Here is a 15454-nt window from a genome sequence, read left to right on the forward strand (position 1 = left end):
GTCGGCCATCAGCCGTCGGCCGTCACGCCTCCGGGTAGCGCCGCGGCGTCCAGACGACCTGCACGCCTCCGCCCCGCTCGACCGCCTGGGTCTGCGAGGAGCCGACCAGCAGGATCGTCCGCATGTCGACCAGCGCCGGATCCAGCTCGCCCAGCCGGACGATCCGGACGCGTTCGGTCGGCCCGCCCACATCGCGCGCCATCACCACGGGCGTCTGCGGCGCGCGGTACTCCAGCAGCAGGTCCCGGGCGAGGGCGACCTGCGTGGTGCGCGACTTCGAACCCGGGTTGTAGAGCGCGAGCACCAGGTCCGCCTCGGCCGCCGCGCGCAGCCTGCGGGCCACCACGTCCCAGGGCTTGAGCCGGTCCGACAGCGACACCACCGCGTAGTCGTGCCCGAGCGGGGCGCCGGCCCGGGAGGCGGCCGCGTGCGCCGCCGTCATCCCTGGCACGATCCGCACCGGGACGTCCCGGTAGGCCTCCTCGCAGGCGACCTCCAGCACGGCGGTGGCCATCGCGAAGACGCCCGGGTCGCCCGAGGACACCACCGCGACCTTGCGCCCGCGCCGGGCCAGTTCGAGGGCGTACTCGGCGCGCTCCGACTCCACCTTGTTGTCCGAGCCGTGCCGCCGCTGCCCCGGCCGCTCGGGCACCCGGTCCAGGTAGGTGGTGTAGCCGACCAGGTCGGTCGCCTCGGCCAGGGCGCCGCGCGCCTCCGGGGTGAGCCAGAGCGGCCCGGCCGGTCCGGTGCCGACGACGGTCACGGCGCCCGCGCCGTCCGCCCGCCGGTCCAGCGGCTCCACCGGTTCCAGCGGCGCGACCTTGCTCGGCAGCACCGCGACCGCGAAGTACGGGACGCTGTCGCCCTCGACCTCCGCGAGCGGCGCGATGCGCTCCCCGTCCATGAACGCGCGCTCGACGTACTGCGCGTCGTCGAGCCGCCCGGCCCGCTCCAGCGCCCGCCGGACGGCCGGGAAGGTGCGCCCCAGCTTCATGATCACGGCGGAGTCGGCGGCGGCGATCCGCGCCGTCAGCTCCTCCTCGGGCAGCGTGCCCGGGATGACGGTGAGCGTCTCCTCGGCCTCGGTCAGCGGCTGCCCGAGCCGGGCGGCCGCGGCACTGAGGGAGGTCACGCCCGGCACCACCTCGGTCGGGTACCGGTGCGCGAGCCGCTTGTGCATGTGCTGGTACGAGCCGTAGAACAGCGGGTCGCCCTCGGCGAGGACCACGACGTCGCGCCCGGCGTCCAGGTGGGCGGCCAGCCGGGCGGCGGCCTCCTCGTAGAAGTCGTCCAGCGCGCCCCGGTAGCCGCCCGGGTGGTCGGTGGTCTCGACCGTGATCGGGTAGACCAGCTTCTCCTCGATCTGACCATCCGTCAGATACCGCTCGGCGATCGAGCGCGCGATGGACCGGCCGTGCCGGGCGCTGTGGTACGCCACCACGTCGGCCTTGCCGATGAGTTCGGCCGCGCGGACGGTCACCAGCGACGGGTCTCCCGGGCCGAGCCCGACGCCGTAGAGCCGCCCGGCACCGGAGATTTGAAGATCCGTCACTCTTCTTCGCTCGCAATCGCGTTGACGGCGGCGGCGGCGATCGCGCTGCCACCGCGCCGGCCGCGCACCACCAGGTGCTCCAGGCCGGACGGGTGCTCGGCCAGGGCCTGCTTGGACTCCGCGGCACCGATGAAACCGACCGGTACGCCGATCACCGCGGCCGGGCGCGGCGCGCCCGCCTCGATCATCTCCAGCAGCCGGAACAGCGAGGTCGGCGCGTTGCCGACGGCCACCACCGCGCCCTCCAGCCGGGGCAGCCACAGTTCCATGGCGGCGGCACTGCGGGTGTTGCCCATCTTCCGGGCGAGCTCCGGCACGGACGGGTCGGTGAGGGTACAGACGACCTCGTTGTCGGCGGGCAGCCGCTTGCGGGTGACGCCACTCGCCACCATGTTGACGTCGCAGAGGATCGGCGCCCCGGCCCGCAGCGCCGCCCGCGCGGAGGCGACCACGCCGGGCGAGTACACCAGGTCCTCGACCAGGTCGACCATCCCGCAGGCGTGGATCATCCGCACCGCGACCTGGGAGACGTCCGCCGGGAGGGCGGCCAGATCGGCCTCCGCACGGATGGTGGCAAAGGACTGGCGGTAGATGGACGCGCCGTCCTTCTCGTACTCGATCACTTCGTGGTCCTCCTGGCCTCGGCGACCGCCTCGGCCATCTCCTCGTTCGTCACGTCCACGGCCACCCGGGCGGCCACCGGACCGTTCACCGTCACCCGGTAGCCCTGCCCGACGGCGAGCACGTCCACCCACCGCCCGGCCGGATGACCGCAGCGTCGTTCACACCCCGACCAGTGCACCGGCAGGCCGACGGCAGGCTGGCCCCCGGTGGAGGCCGCCGTATCGAGCGCCCGCGCCGCGTCCGAACGGACGTCGGCCAGCGACTTGGCACACCCCGGCAGTCCGGTGCAGGCGGTGGCCCGCTCCCAGGGCGAGCCGGGCGCGGTACGGAACCCGGCCGCCGCCAGTGCGGGCAGCCGGTCGGCCGGCGCCCCGGGCAGTACCGCGCCGCGCCAGGGCGTCAGCCGGACCTCCCCGGCGCAGGCGCCCGCGAGCTCCCGCCACTGCGCGGCGGTGGCCCGGCCGAAACGCATGCCCACCGAGAGCCCGCCCGTCGTGGCATCGCCCGTCGAGGCACCGTCCGCTCCGGCGCCAGCCGCCAGAAGGCCCGCCGCCCGGGCACCGCCCGTCACCACGCCGACCGCGGGCGTCGCCCCGGCGAAGGCGGGCAGCGGCACCGAACCGGCCGGCAGCAGATCGGTCGCCTCGCGCAGGTGCCAGGCCTTGCGCCCGCCCGCCCGCAGCGCGTCCAGGAAGGCCCGGGCCGCGTCCAGCGCGGCCGTCACCGCCTGCCCCGCGGGCACCGGGCGCCCGTGGGCCGCCCGCCCGAGGCGCAGCAGCGCGGACCCGTCCGAGCCTGCGATCAATGTCACATCGGCGTCGAGCGCGGCGACGTCGCCCCGCCCGTCGTCCAGCGCGAACAGGAACTTGCCGGAGAGTCCGGCCGCCCAGTCGCTCGCACACAGCCGCGCGTCCAGCTCCCGCACCCAGGTCTGCACGTCGGCGAAGCCGTACGCGTCGAGCCCGGCGAGCGGCGAGGCGACGATGTTGCGTACCCGCTCGTGGGTGTCCGAGGGCAGCAGGGCGACGGCGCGCAGCCGTTCGGCGAGTTCCGCCCCGCAGTGCGAAGCCAGGCCGCGAAGTTGGACGTTGCCGCGGGAGGTGGTCTCCAGTTCGCCGTCACCGAGCGCCTCGGCGGCATCGGCCAGCGCCAGTACCTGACGGACCGTCAACAGGCCGCCGGGCAGGCGGACCCGGGCCAGGGCGCCGTCGTCGGCCGCATGTAGACGAAGGGCCCCTGGGCAGGCGTCCGCGCGCCCCCGGTCGGGCACCGCGGCGCCCGGCGCGGTGGCGTCGGGTGTCGGTGGCATGGCCGCGAGCATACAGATGATCGGATCGATTGCCTCCGTCCGCTGCATCACACCCCGGGCGCTCCGAGCGGCCTCCCCGGGATCGCCCTCCCCCAGGTCAGCCGCACCCCGTACGATGCTGGCGGACGGTCCCCGCGGACCGTGCACACGCCAGCGACGGCGCAGGGGAGGAAACCGGTGCAAACCCGGTGCGGTCCCGCCACTGTGACCGCGGTTCACCGGGAGACCGGACGGCCGCGGGAGCCAGGAACTCCTGCCGTCCTCCACCGGCCCGGGGCGCGGACCCCGAGGAAGGCTTGAAGAGCATTGCGCTGTCGCATGCCCGCGCCCGTTTCCCGTACGGGCGCCCGGCGCCCGTACGCCTCCGGGCGCTCGCACCCGCCGTCCTCGTACCCCCGGTGCTCGCACCGGCCGTCGACGCCGCACCCTCCGTCGACGCCCCGTCCCAGCCCGGCGACCGGGCGGTGCCCCGACGTCCCGGCGACCGCTCCTTCGTCAGTCGCTTGTCCTTCACCAGCCGCTCGTCCTTCATCAGTCGCCAGTCACCCGCCAGTCGCTAGTCACTCGTCACTTTCAACGCCGGCGCGCCCTTCGGCTCGGGGCGGCTCCGAGGCCGGGAGGGCCTTCGCATGATCCTGCTGCTGTCGACGTCCGACACCGACCTGCTCAGTGCCCGCGCCGCCGAGGGCCCGGTCCGCTACCGGCTCGGCAACCCTGCCCGGCTCACCCCCGCGGACCTGCCCGCCCTGGTGGAGGGCACCGACCTCGTCGTGGTCCGCCTGCTCGGCGGCCGCCGCGCCTGGCAGGAGGGCCTGGACGCCCTGCTGGCCGGTCCCCGCCCGGTGGTCGTACTGACCGGTGAGCAGGCCCCCGACGCCCAGCTGATGGAGCTGTCCACCGTCCCGGCCGGCATCGCCGCCGAGGCGCACGCCTACCTCGCCCACGGCGGCGCCGCCAACCTCGCCGAGCTGGCCGCCTTCCTCTCCGACACCGTGCTGCTGACCGGCCACGGTTTCGCCCCGCCCGCCTCCGCCCCGGCCTGGGGCCCGCTGGAGCGCGAAGCCCGTACGCAGGCCGGTCCGACGGTCGCGGTGCTCTACTACCGCGCCCACCACATGAGCGGCAACACCGCCTTCGTGGAGACGCTCTGCCGGGCGATCGAGGACCAGGGCGCGCAGGCCAGGGCCTACTACTGCGCCTCGCTGCGCGGCGCCGAGCCCGAACTGCTGGCCGCGCTCGGCGAGGCCGACGCGATCGTCACCACCGTGCTCGCCGCCGGCGGCACCCGCCCCGCCGACGCGCAGGCCGGCGGCGACGAGGAGGCCTGGGACGCGGGCGCGCTCGCCGCGCTGGACCGGCCGATCCTGCAGGCGCTCTGCCTGACCTGGTCGCGCGCCCAGTGGGAGACCAGCGACGACGGCCTGTCCCCGCTGGACACCGCCACCCAGATCGCGGTGCCGGAGTTCGACGGCCGGCTGATCAGCGTCCCGTTCTCCTTCAAGGAGCTGGACGAGGACGGCCTCACCGTCTACGCCGCCGACCCGGAGCGCGCCGCCCGGGTGGCCGGCACCGCCGTCAAGCACGCCCGACTGCGGCACATCCCGGCCGCCGAGCGCCGCCTCGCGCTCGTACTGTCCGCGTACCCGACCAAGCACGCCCGGGTCGGCAACGCCGTCGGTCTGGACACCCCGGCCAGCGCGATGCGGCTGCTGCACCGGCTGCGCGCGGAGGGCATGGACCTGGGCGACCAGCTGCCCGGCCTCGACCAGCCCCCGCTCGATCGGGCCGCACTCGACCGGACCACGGCGACGGACGGCCACGACCGGACCGCGGCGACGGACGGCGCCGACGAGGCCGCGGAGACGGACGGCCAGGCCCAGGCCACGCGGGAGGACGCCCACGAGGGCGACGCCCTCATCCACGCCCTGATCGCGGCGGGCGGCTACGACCAGGACTGGCTCACCGAGGACCAGCTGGCCCGCAACCCGGTGCGCATCCCCGCCGCCGACTACCGCCGCTGGTACGCCACGCTGTCCCAGGCGCTGCGCGAGCGGGTCGAGGAGCACTGGGGCCCGGCCCCCGGCGAGCTGTACGTCGACCGCTCGCAGAACCCGGACGGCGACATCGTGCTGGCCGCGATCCGCTCCGGGAACCTGCTCGTCCTCATCCAGCCGCCGCGCGGCTTCGGCGAGAACCCGGTCGCCATCTACCACGACCCCGACCTGCCGCCGAGCCACCACTACCTGGCCGCCTACCGCTGGATCGAGGCCGCGCAGGCCGACGGCGGCTTCGGCGCGCACGCCGTCATCCACCTCGGCAAGCACGGCAACCTGGAGTGGCTGCCCGGCAAGACCGCGGCGCTGTCCGCCGAGTGCGGCCCGGACGCCGTCCTCGGCGACCTGCCGCTGGTCTACCCGTTCCTGGTCAACGACCCGGGCGAGGGCACCCAGGCCAAGCGCCGCGCCCATGCCACCCTCGTCGACCACCTCGTCCCGCCGATGGCCCGCGCCGACTCCTACGGCGACATCGCCCGTCTGGAGCAGCTGCTGGACGAGCACTCCAACATCGCCGCGATGGACCCGGCCAAGCTGCCCGCGATCCGCGCCCAGATCTGGACCCTCATCCAGGCCGCCAAGCTGGACCACGACCTCGGCCTGGACGAGCGCCCCGAGGACGACGGCTTCGACGACTTCCTGCTGCACGTCGACGGCTGGCTCTGCGAGATCAAGGACGCCCAGATCCGCGACGGCCTGCACGTCCTCGGGCAGGCGCCGGCCGGCACCGACCGGGTCAACATCGTGCTCGCCATCCTGCGCGCCCGCCAGATCTGGGGCGGCGTCAGCGCACTGCCCGGTCTGCGCGAGGCGCTCGGTCTGGACGAGGCCGCGCTCTCCCTCGGCGCCACCGACGCCGCCGAGGCTCAGGCCCGCGCCCTGGTCGAGGCCATGGAGGCGCAGGACTGGGCGGTCGAGGCGGTGGAGAAGGTCGCCGCCGGACTGCCGGAGGCCGTCCACGAGGTGCTGACCTTCGCCGCCACCCAGGTGGTGCCGCGGCTGGCGGCCACCACCGACGAGCTGGACGCGGTGCTGCACGCGCTGCGCGGCGGCTTCGTCCCGGCCGGGCCGTCCGGCTCGCCGCTGCGCGGCCTGGTCAACGTGCTGCCGACCGGCCGCAACTTCTACTCCGTCGACCCGAAGGCCGTCCCCAGCAAGCTCGCCTGGGAGACCGGCCAGGCACTCGCCGCCTCGCTGGTCGAGCGGTACACCGCCGACAACGACGGCGCCTACCCGCCCTCGGTCGGGCTGTCGCTGTGGGGCACCAGCGCGATGCGCACCGCCGGCGACGACATCGCCGAGGCCTTCGCCCTGCTCGGCGTCCGCCCGGTCTGGGACGACGCCTCGCGCCGGGTCACCGGCCTGGAGGCGATCACCCTGGAGGAGCTGGGCCGCCCGCGCATCGACGTGACGCTGCGCATCTCCGGTTTCTTCCGCGACGCCTTCCCGCACGTGGTCGCCCTGCTGGACGACGCGGTGCGCCTGGCCGCCGCCCAGGAGGAGCCCGCGGAGCAGAACTTCGTGCGCGCCCACGTCCAGGCCGACCTCGCGGTGCACGGCGACGAGCGCAAGGCCACCGTCCGCGTCTTCGGCTCCCGCCCGGGCACCTACGGGGCCGGCCTGCTCCAGCTGATCGACAGCCGGGACTGGCGCACCGACGCCGACCTGGCCGAGGTGTACACGGTCTGGGGCGGCTACGCCTACGGGCGCGGGCTGGACGGGCGGCCGGCCCGCGAGGAGATGGAGACCGCGTACAAGCGGATCACCGTCGCCGCGAAGAACACCGACACCCGCGAGCACGACATCGCCGACTCGGACGACTACTTCCAGTACCACGGCGGCATGGTGGCCACCGTCCGGGCACTCACCGGCAAGGCGCCGACCGCCTACATCGGCGACTCGACCCGGCCGGAGACCGTCCGCACCCGGACGCTGACCGAGGAGGCCGCCCGCGTCTTCCGCGCCCGGGTGGTCAACCCGCGCTGGATCGAGGCGATGCGCCGGCACGGCTACAAGGGCGCGTTCGAGATGGCCGCGACCGTGGACTACCTCTTCGGCTACGACGCCACCACCGGCGTGGTCGCGGACTGGATGTACGAGAAGCTGACCCAGGAGTACGTGCTCGACCCGGTCAACCGGGAGTTCCTGGCCGGCGCCAACCCGTGGGCGCTGCACGGGATCAGCGAGCGACTGCTGGAGGCGGCGAGCCGGGGGCTGTGGGAGCGGCCCGACCCGGAGCTGATCGCACAGCTGCAGGCCGCGTTCCTGGAGACCGAGGGGGACCTGGAGGGCGGCGAGGGCTGAGTCACGGGAGTGGCCACCAGTGTTCCTGTACGCCGTTCGGGTGACATGAACACTGGTGGCGTAGTCCATCCAAGCGGACAATACGGGGCATGCCCCGCCGCCTCGCCCTCACCAGCCCCACCCGGCGCACGCCGCACCCCGAGCGCCGTGCCAACCCGCAGGCACACCGGCACCCGCAGGTGACCGCGCCCTCGCATCGGGGCCGGCATCCGCACCTCCATCCGCATCCACACCCGCACCCGCACCGCTACCGCGCTCGGTTCGGCGCGCTGGCGGCCGGGGCGGTGCCGGTGCTCGCCTTCCCGGCGCCGGGGCAGGCCTGGCTGGCGTGGGTCGCGCTCGTCCCCGGGCTGCTGCTGATGCAGCGCGCGCCCGGCGGGCGGGAGGCGGCGGTGCGCGGGTGGTGGTTCGGGGCGGGCTTCATCCTGACCGCGATGTACTGGCTGGTCCCGTCCATCGGGCCGGGGCTGCCGGTGCTCGCGGTGCTGTTCGGGGCGCTGCAGGGCGGCGTCGGCTACGCCGTCCACCGGCTGCTGCACCCGCCGCTGACCACCCGTGGGGCGGCGCTCGCGCTGGTCGTCGTCCCGGCGGTCTGGGTGACCACCGAGTACGCGCGGTCCTGGCCCGCGCTCGGCGGGCCGTGGGCGCTGCTCGGCGCCACCCAGTGGCAGCACCCGGCGGTCCTCGCCCTGGCCTCGGCCGGCGGGATCTGGCTGGTCAGCGCGGCGGTCGTGGCCGCCAACACCGGGGTGCTGATCGCCCTGACCGCCGTGCACCGGCGGCCGCGCGCCCTCGCGGCGCTGGCCACCGTCCTGGTACTGGCCGCCGGCCCGCTGCTGTTCGCGCTGCGCGAGGCCCCCGCCCGGGCCGGGGCGGTCGCCGTCGCGCTGGTCCAGCCGGGCATCGTGGAGGACCCGCAGGCCCGGTTCGAGGCCAGCGCCCGGGCCACCGCCGCACTCGGCGGGCGGCCGGTGGACCTGGTCGTCTGGGGCGAGAGCAGCAGCACCGCCGACCTCGACCACGACCCGGCCACACTCGACCGGCTGCGCGCGCTCGCCGCCGCGACCGGTGCGCAGATCATCGCCGGGGAGGACGCGCGCAAGGCGGACGGGCGGATCTCCAAGGACGCGGTGCTGGTCTCCCAGGCGGGCGTGGTGGACCGCTACCGCAAGATCCGGCTGGTGCCCTTCGGCGAGTACATCCCGCTGCGGCCGGTGCTCGGCTGGATCGCCGGCGTCAGCCGGGCGGCCGGCGAGAACCGGGCGCCGGGCACCGCCTTCCACGTCCTGCCGGCCGTCGACCGGGCGGGCGCGCCGCTGCCGGTCGGCGCGCTGATCTGCTTCGAGTCGGCCTTCCCCGACATGGCCCGCACCGCCGCGCGGGATGGCGCCCGGGTGCTCGTCTACCAGTCCTCGACCTCGACCTTCCAGCACACCTGGGCGCCCGAACAGCACGTCTCGCTGGCGGCCATCAGGGCCGCCGAGACCGGCCGGCCGGCCGTGCAGGCCTCACTGACCGGGGTCTCGGCGGCCTTCGACGCGCAGGGCCGGGAGCTCGCCCGGCTCGGCACCGACGGCACCGGCGCGGTGACCGTCCGGCTGCCGCTCACCGACGCCGGAACGATGACCTGGTACGACCGGATCGGCGACGTGGTGCCGGCCGGCGCGCTGCTGGTCACGGCGGGGGCGGCGGTGGCGGGGTGGCGGTCCACCCGAGGGCTGCGCCGGTGGGCGCCGGCTTCGGCTCAGCCGTCATCCCAGTCCTCGTCCCAGTCCTCGTCCCGGTCCTCAGCGCAGCCCTCGTCCCAGTCCTCGGCTCACCCTTCGGCGCCGGCCAAGTAGACCCCGAACGCGGCGCCCTGCGCGTCGCGCAGTACGGCGATCCGCGGGCCGTCCGGCACGTCGGTGGCCGGCATCAGCACCTCGGCGCCCAGCGCGGCGGCCCGGGCGACGGTGGTGTCGACGTCGGCCACCGAGAAGTACGGCAGCCAGTGCGGCGGCACCTGCGGCGGGAAACGGTCGTCCATCACCAGCATGCCGCCGAAGTCCTCGCCGTTCAGGCCCCACTGGGTGTACTGCTCGGACGGGCGGACGGACCAGCCGAAGACCGTCGGGTAGAAGACGGTCGACCCGGCCGGGTCACGGGTGAGCAGCTCCACCCAGCCGAGCGATCCCGGCTCGTTGAACACCCCTGCACCCTGGAACGCGCGGGCCTGCCAGAGGGTGAAGACCGCCCTCGACTGGTCCGTGACCACCGCGAAGCGGCCGAGGTCGAACACGTCGGTGGGCCCCATCAGCACGGTGCCGCCGGCGCCCTTGATCTTCAGGACGGTGGCGTCGGCGTCGATGACGGCGAAGGCGACCGTCCAGGCGATGGGCTGCTGCGGCCCGGCCAGCGAGGTGACGGCGGCGGCCGGGGCATCGCCGAGGAACATCTGGGTGTAGCCGCCGGCCTCGGGGCGTACGCCGTTGTCCGCGCGCCAGCCGAACAGCTCGCTGTAGAAGGCCTCGGCGGCGGCGGGGTCGGAGGTGCCCAGCTCGACCCAGCAAGGGCCGTTGGTGGTCACGGAGGTCTGCTTCATGGCTGTTCTTCCCTTGGTTTTCTGCGACTCTCGGTTCGCTGCGATCGACCGTCAAGTGGCCTTTACATCAGGAGACTTCAAGTACATCAGGAGACTTCAAGGACGACCTTGCCGCGGGCGTGGCCGGACTCGACGAGGGCGAGCGCCTCGGCGGCGTGGGCCAGCGGGTAGCGGGCGGTGATGTGCGGGTCCAACTCGCCGGCCGCGACCAGGGCCGCCAGCGCCGCGAGGGTCTCGGGCGTCGTCGAGCGGGTGATGTAGCGGCCGCCGAGTTCGGCCGCGGTGGCCTGGTCGGCGGTGCTGACCAGCTCCGTGCGGTCCTTGAGCGCGTGGACGGCGGCCCGCAGGGCGTCGCCGCCCACCAGGTCGAGGATGCCGTCGACGCCGCCGGGCGCCGCGGCCGTGATCCGTTCGGCGACGCCGTCCCCGTAGCGGATCTGCACCGCGCCGAGGGACTCCACGTAGGCACGGCCGGTGTCGCTCGCGGTGCCGAAAACGGTCAGGCCGCGGCTACGGGCGATCTGGGCGGCCGCGCTGCCGACGCCGCCGGCGATGCCGAGGATCAGCAGCGTCCGGCCGGCGCCGAGGCCTAGGTCCCGGATGGCGTCGTCCGCGGTGGCGACCGAGACGGACAGCGTGGCGGCCTGGTCGAAGCCGACGCCCTCGGGCTTGAGCGCGCTCGACCCGGCGCTGAGCAGCGTCTGTTCCGCGAAGGCGCCGGCGGCCGTGATGCCGAACACCTCGTCGCCCGGGGTGAAGCCGGCAACCCCCGGGCCGACCTGCCGCACCACGCCGGAGGCCTCCTGGCCCATGACGGAGGGGAGTTCGCGCCGCCGGCCGAGCAGACCGCGGCGGATCTTCCAGTCCACCGGGTTCACCCCGGCCGCGCGGACCGCGATCGCCAGTTGCCCCGGGCCGGGCTCCAGCGCCGGACGGTCCAGGAAATCCTGTGTCTCCGGCCCGCCGTAGTCGACGAAGCCGAACGCCTTGACCATCGGTGATCCCACTCCTCGCATCGGTAGCCCCTCCCCCGCCCCAGCATGCGGCCCGGCGCGAGCCCCGGCCCGCCGCTGCTGCGCCGAACGGGCTGCCGGCGGGGGCGGCGAACAAGTAACAGATGACAGCTTTCAGATAACAGATTTTGAAATCTGTTATCTGAAAGCTGAAATCTGAAAGCTGTCATCTGTTCACGAACCGCGCACACATCGCGGCAGCGCCGCCCAGGTCGACGCCCCCACCCCCACCGACCCGTCCCCCCACGGGAGTTGACGAATCGGCCGACCGTCGGGCTGATTGGGCCCGCCATGACAAACCGCACCAAAACAGGAGAAATCATGACCATCCCCACCGCCACCGTCTTCCGCGGAGTCCGCCCCTTCGGCGTGGACGGCGCGACCGATCTGGTCGCCGTCGACGGTCGGCTGGCCGCAGCGGTACCGGAGGGCGCGCGGGTGGAGGAGGTCGACGGTCGGGGGCGGATCGCGCTGCCGACGCTGGTGGATGCGCACATCCACCCGGACAAGACGGCCTGGAGCGAGCCCTGGTACAGCCGACGGGCGGCCGGCGGGCTGCCGGAGTACGTGCGGGGCGATGTCGAGCTGTACGAGCACCAGCGGACGCCGCTCGCCGAGCGGGCCGGGCGGCTGCTCGCCCACGCGGTAACCCGGGGCACCCGGGCGGTGCGGGCCCATGTCGACGTCGCCCCGGCGTACGGGCTGGCCGGGGTCGAGGGGCTGGCGGCCGCCCGGGAGCGGCTGAGCCCGGCGCTGGACGTGCAGGTGGTGGCGTTCCCGCAGCACGGCGTGCGGCGGACGCCGGGCGCGGGCGCGCTGCTCGCCGAGGCGGCGGCGAGCGGGCTGATCGACGCGGTGGGCGGGATCGACCCGGCCGGGTTCGACGGGGTCGGCGAGGACGGCGAGGGGCCGGCCCAGCTGGACCAGGTCTTCGGCCTCGCCGAGAAGCACGGGCTCCAACTGGACGTCCACCTCCACGACATCGGCGAGCGCGGCCTCACCCCGCTGCGTGACATCGCCGCCCGGACGAAGGCCGCCGGGCTGCAGGGCCGAGCCGTGGTGAGCCACGCGTTCTGCGTGCCCGAGCTGTCCGGCGCCGAGCTCGCCGGCCTCGCCGAACTGCTGGCCGACGCCGGCATCGGACCGACCACCGTCGCGCCCTCGGCCCACCAGGTGCTGCCTTTCCGGGAGTTGCGGGCCCACGGGGTGAAGGTGGGCCTCGGTTCGGACGGCGTGCGCGACTCCTGGAGCCCGTTCGGCAACGCCGACATGCTGCACCGGGCACACTTGCTCGGCTGGACCACCGACGCCCGGACGGACGAGGAGCCGGCCCGCCGCCACGTCGCCGGCACCCGCGCCTTCGCGCTCACCGCCCTGGGCGACTGACCCGCCCGGCCCGCGCCCCTCCTGCACCCGACCGGCCCGCACCCCTCCTGCACCGGACCGGCCCACGCCGGCGAACCGGACCGGAAGGGCACGAGCCCCGCCATGTGCGAGCCCTCACCAGCCCTGGGCCGGTGGAACGCTCGACGTCCCACCGGCCCAGGGGTGTTCACCGCGCGGCGGCGCGCTCGACCGGCATCCAGAGCTGGGCCTCGGCGTCACCGGTGCCGGGGACGAAGCGGGTGCGCAGGATCTCCGGCCCCGGCCGGAACTCGTACGGGTTGGACGGGAACCACTGGGTGAAGACGTCCCGCCACATCTCCTGGAGGGCCTTCGGGAAGGTCCCGGTGCTGGAGAAGACCGCCCAGGTGCCCGCCGGTACCTCGCGGACGTCCAGGCCCTCCGGGACGACGACGTCCGCGTCCGCCACCACCGCGTGGTAGTAGTCGAGTTCGACGCCCTCCTCGCGGCTCTCCGAGAAGAACTCGGTGACCGAGAGGATGCCTTCCGGCTCCCGGCCCGAGAGCGCCGAGATCCGGTCGACGGTCTCCCGGCCGAGCCCTTGGATGAACGAGGCGATCGCCGGGTTCACGCCCTCGTGCACCAGCGGGACCCGCGCCCGCCGGCCGATGATCCGGAAGTCCGGCTGTTCGATGATCCGGTATTCCATACTGCTGATTCCTTCCACGACGAGCCGGAAGGACATCCGGGGCTGGGACTTGAGCACCGCACCGTCGCGCCGGGCCTCGCCCGGCCCGACCCCGTGCATCGCCCGGAACGCCCGGGCGAAAGCCTCCCCCGAGGTGTAGCCGTACCGGTTCGCGATGTCGAGCAACGTCCGCTCGCCGCCGAGGACTTCGGCCCCGGCGACGGTCAGCCGCCGACGCCGGACGTACTCCGACAGCGGCATCCCGGCGAGCGTCGAGAACAGCCGCCGGAAGTGGTACTCCGACGTCATCGCGATCCGGGCCAGCTCGGCGACCTCGACCTCGCGGTCCAGGTCCCGTTCGATGTGCTCCATCGCCCGGTTCAGGTGCTCCAGCATGCCGACCCCGTCCTTCCCTTACTGATCACCACCGTAGGAAGGACCCACCCTGCCGCACCCGACAATCGGTGCCCGCTCCGGTCGGGTGCGGCAGGGTGGTGACGGACGACGATGGGGGGGCAAGCAGCCCGGCTCAGATCACGCCCTGGGCCAGCATCGCGTCCGCGACCAGCTCGAAGCCGGCGATGTTCGCGCCCACCACGTAGTCGCCCGGGTGCCCGTAGCGCTCGGCGGTGGTGAAGCAGGAGTCGTGGATGTGCTTCATGATCCCGGCCAGCCGCTCCTCGGTACGGGCGAAGGTCCAGGAGTCGCGCGAGGCGTTCTGCTGCATCTCCAGCGCGCTGGTGGCGACGCCGCCCGCGTTCGCCGCCTTACCCGGGCCGAAGGCCACCCCGGCCTCCTGGAACACCCGTACCGCCTCCGGGGTGGTGGGCATGTTGGCGCCCTCGGCGACCGCCTGCACCCCGCCCCGCACCAGGGCGAGCGCGTCCGCCTCGGTGAGCTCGTTCTGGGTGGCGCAGGGCAGCGCGACGTCGCAGGGCACGCCCCACACGCCCGGGCCCTCGACGAACCGGACGTGGCTGCCGCGCAGTTCGGCGTAGTCGGCGACCCGGCCGCGCCGGACCTCCTTGACCTCCTTGAGGAGGGCGAGGTCGATGCCCTTCTCGTCCACCACGTAGCCGGTGGAGTCCGAGCAGGTGAGCACGGTCGCGCCGAGTTGCTGCGCCTTCTCGATCGCGTAGATGGCGACGTTGCCGGAGCCGGAGACGGCGACCCGGCGCCCGTCCAGGCTCTCGCCACGGCTGTGCAGCATCTCGGCCGTGAACATCACGCAGCCGTAGCCGGTCGCCTCGGTCCGGGCCTGCGCACCGCCCCAGCCGAGGCCCTTGCCGGTGAGCACGCCGGTCTCGTAGCGGTTGGTGATCCGCTTGTACTGGCCGAACAGGTAGCCGATCTCCCGGCCGCCGACGCCGATGTCCCCGGCCGGGACGTCGGTGTGCTCGCCGAGGTGGCGGTACAGCTCGGTCATGAAGGACTGGCAGAACCGCATGATCTCGGCGTCCGAGCGGCCCTTGGGGTCGAAGTCGGAGCCGCCCTTGCCGCCGCCGATCGACAGCCCGGTGAGCGCGTTCTTGAAGATCTGCTCGAAGCCGAGGAACTTGACGATGCCGAGGTTCACCGACGGGTGGAAACGCAGCCCGCCCTTGTACGGGCCGAGGACGCTGCTGAACTCGACCCGGAAGCCGCGGTTCACGTGGATGTCGCCGGAGTCGTCCGTCCACGGGACCCGGAACATGAGCTGCCGCTCGGGCTCGCAGATCCGCTCGATGATCCGGGCGTCGACGAACTCGGGGCGGCGGGCGAGCACCGGCCCGAGGGTCTCCAGGACCTCGTGGACCGCCTGGTGGAACTCCGCCTCGCCCCGGTTGCGGCGGACCACGTCCGCGTAGAGCGCCTCGATCACGCGCTGCTCGGCGTCGGAGGAGGTCGGCGAGGTCGGGGAGGTGGCGGCGTGGGGGGTGGTGGGCATCTGATCAGGACCTTCCGTGGTCGTCGGTGCTCGTGCGCGAGGCGTTCCCGTGCCCAGG

10 protein-coding genes and 1 riboswitch are annotated in these 15454 nt (G+C 74.2%); of the genes, 3 read left to right on the forward strand and 7 right to left on the reverse strand.

All coding sequences use genetic code 11. The annotated features are described in order from the left end of the window. Nucleotides 1–22: 22 nt before the first annotated feature. The 3 genes from ACIO5E_RS04380 to ACIO5E_RS04390 are packed head-to-tail and all read right to left on the reverse strand — an operon-like array spanning nucleotide 23 to nucleotide 3485. Nucleotides 23–1552: a precorrin-2 C(20)-methyltransferase gene (locus ACIO5E_RS04380; protein ID WP_400663691.1), complete on the reverse strand. Its 1530-nt coding sequence runs from the start codon at nucleotides 1550–1552 to the stop codon at nucleotides 23–25. Then, nucleotides 1549–2175 carry a precorrin-8X methylmutase gene (locus ACIO5E_RS04385; RefSeq protein WP_063350072.1) on the reverse strand — a complete coding sequence of 209 codons (627 nt, stop codon included), beginning with the start codon at nucleotides 2173–2175 and terminating at the stop codon, nucleotides 1549–1551. Before ACIO5E_RS04385 ends, ACIO5E_RS04380 begins: the two co-directional genes overlap by 4 nt. Next, nucleotides 2172–3485: a hypothetical protein gene (locus tag ACIO5E_RS04390; protein ID WP_400663695.1), complete on the reverse strand. Its 1314-nt coding sequence runs from the start codon at nucleotides 3483–3485 to the stop codon at nucleotides 2172–2174. Before ACIO5E_RS04390 ends, ACIO5E_RS04385 begins: the two co-directional genes overlap by 4 nt. Before the next feature lie 167 nt (nucleotides 3486–3652). Then, nucleotides 3653–3738, forward strand: a riboswitch (cobalamin riboswitch). A 376-nt stretch (nucleotides 3739–4114) separates the two neighbouring features. Between ACIO5E_RS04390 and cobN the strand changes: the two genes are divergently transcribed. Both cobN and lnt read left to right on the forward strand, forming a co-directional pair. After that, a complete protein-coding gene (gene cobN / locus ACIO5E_RS04395; RefSeq protein ID WP_400663697.1) occupies nucleotides 4115–7843 on the forward strand; it encodes a cobaltochelatase subunit CobN in 3729 nt (1242 codons plus the stop codon). 89 nt (nucleotides 7844–7932) lie between these two features. Continuing rightward, on the forward strand, nucleotides 7933–9684 hold the full coding sequence (gene lnt, locus ACIO5E_RS04400) for an apolipoprotein N-acyltransferase (protein WP_400663700.1): 1752 nt from the start codon (nucleotides 7933–7935) through the stop codon (nucleotides 9682–9684). Here lnt and ACIO5E_RS04405 read toward each other — a convergent pair. Together ACIO5E_RS04405 and ACIO5E_RS04410 are read right to left on the reverse strand one after the other, a co-directional pair. Next, the gene (locus tag ACIO5E_RS04405) at nucleotides 9660–10424 is read right to left on the reverse strand and encodes a VOC family protein (protein WP_400663703.1); all 765 of its coding nucleotides are present in this window, start codon (nucleotides 10422–10424) and stop codon (nucleotides 9660–9662) included. The genes lnt and ACIO5E_RS04405 overlap by 25 nt on opposite strands. Nucleotides 10425–10510: 86 nt before the next feature. Next, nucleotides 10511–11419 carry an NADP-dependent oxidoreductase gene (locus ACIO5E_RS04410; protein ID WP_400663706.1) on the reverse strand — a complete coding sequence of 303 codons (909 nt, stop codon included), beginning with the start codon at nucleotides 11417–11419 and terminating at the stop codon, nucleotides 10511–10513. A 339-nt stretch (nucleotides 11420–11758) separates the two neighbouring features. Between ACIO5E_RS04410 and ACIO5E_RS04415 the strand changes: the two genes are divergently transcribed. Next, nucleotides 11759–12823, forward strand: coding sequence for an amidohydrolase family protein (locus ACIO5E_RS04415; RefSeq protein ID WP_400663708.1), 1065 nt, complete (start codon nucleotides 11759–11761; stop codon nucleotides 12821–12823). Between the two features lie 166 nt (nucleotides 12824–12989). On the opposite strand, the gene ACIO5E_RS04420 is transcribed toward ACIO5E_RS04415, so the two are convergent. Beyond that, nucleotides 12990–13865, reverse strand: coding sequence for a GyrI-like domain-containing protein (locus ACIO5E_RS04420; protein WP_400663711.1), 876 nt, complete (start codon nucleotides 13863–13865; stop codon nucleotides 12990–12992). A gap of 133 nt (nucleotides 13866–13998) precedes the next feature. Then, complete coding sequence (gene gdhA / locus ACIO5E_RS04425) at nucleotides 13999–15396, reverse strand: NADP-specific glutamate dehydrogenase (RefSeq protein WP_400663714.1); 1398 nt, start codon at nucleotides 15394–15396, stop codon at nucleotides 13999–14001. Nucleotides 15397–15454: the final 58 nt, after the last annotated feature.

The sequence above is a fragment of the Kitasatospora sp. NPDC087314 genome, assembly GCF_044744365.1.
GTDB lineage: Bacteria > Actinomycetota > Actinomycetes > Streptomycetales > Streptomycetaceae > Kitasatospora.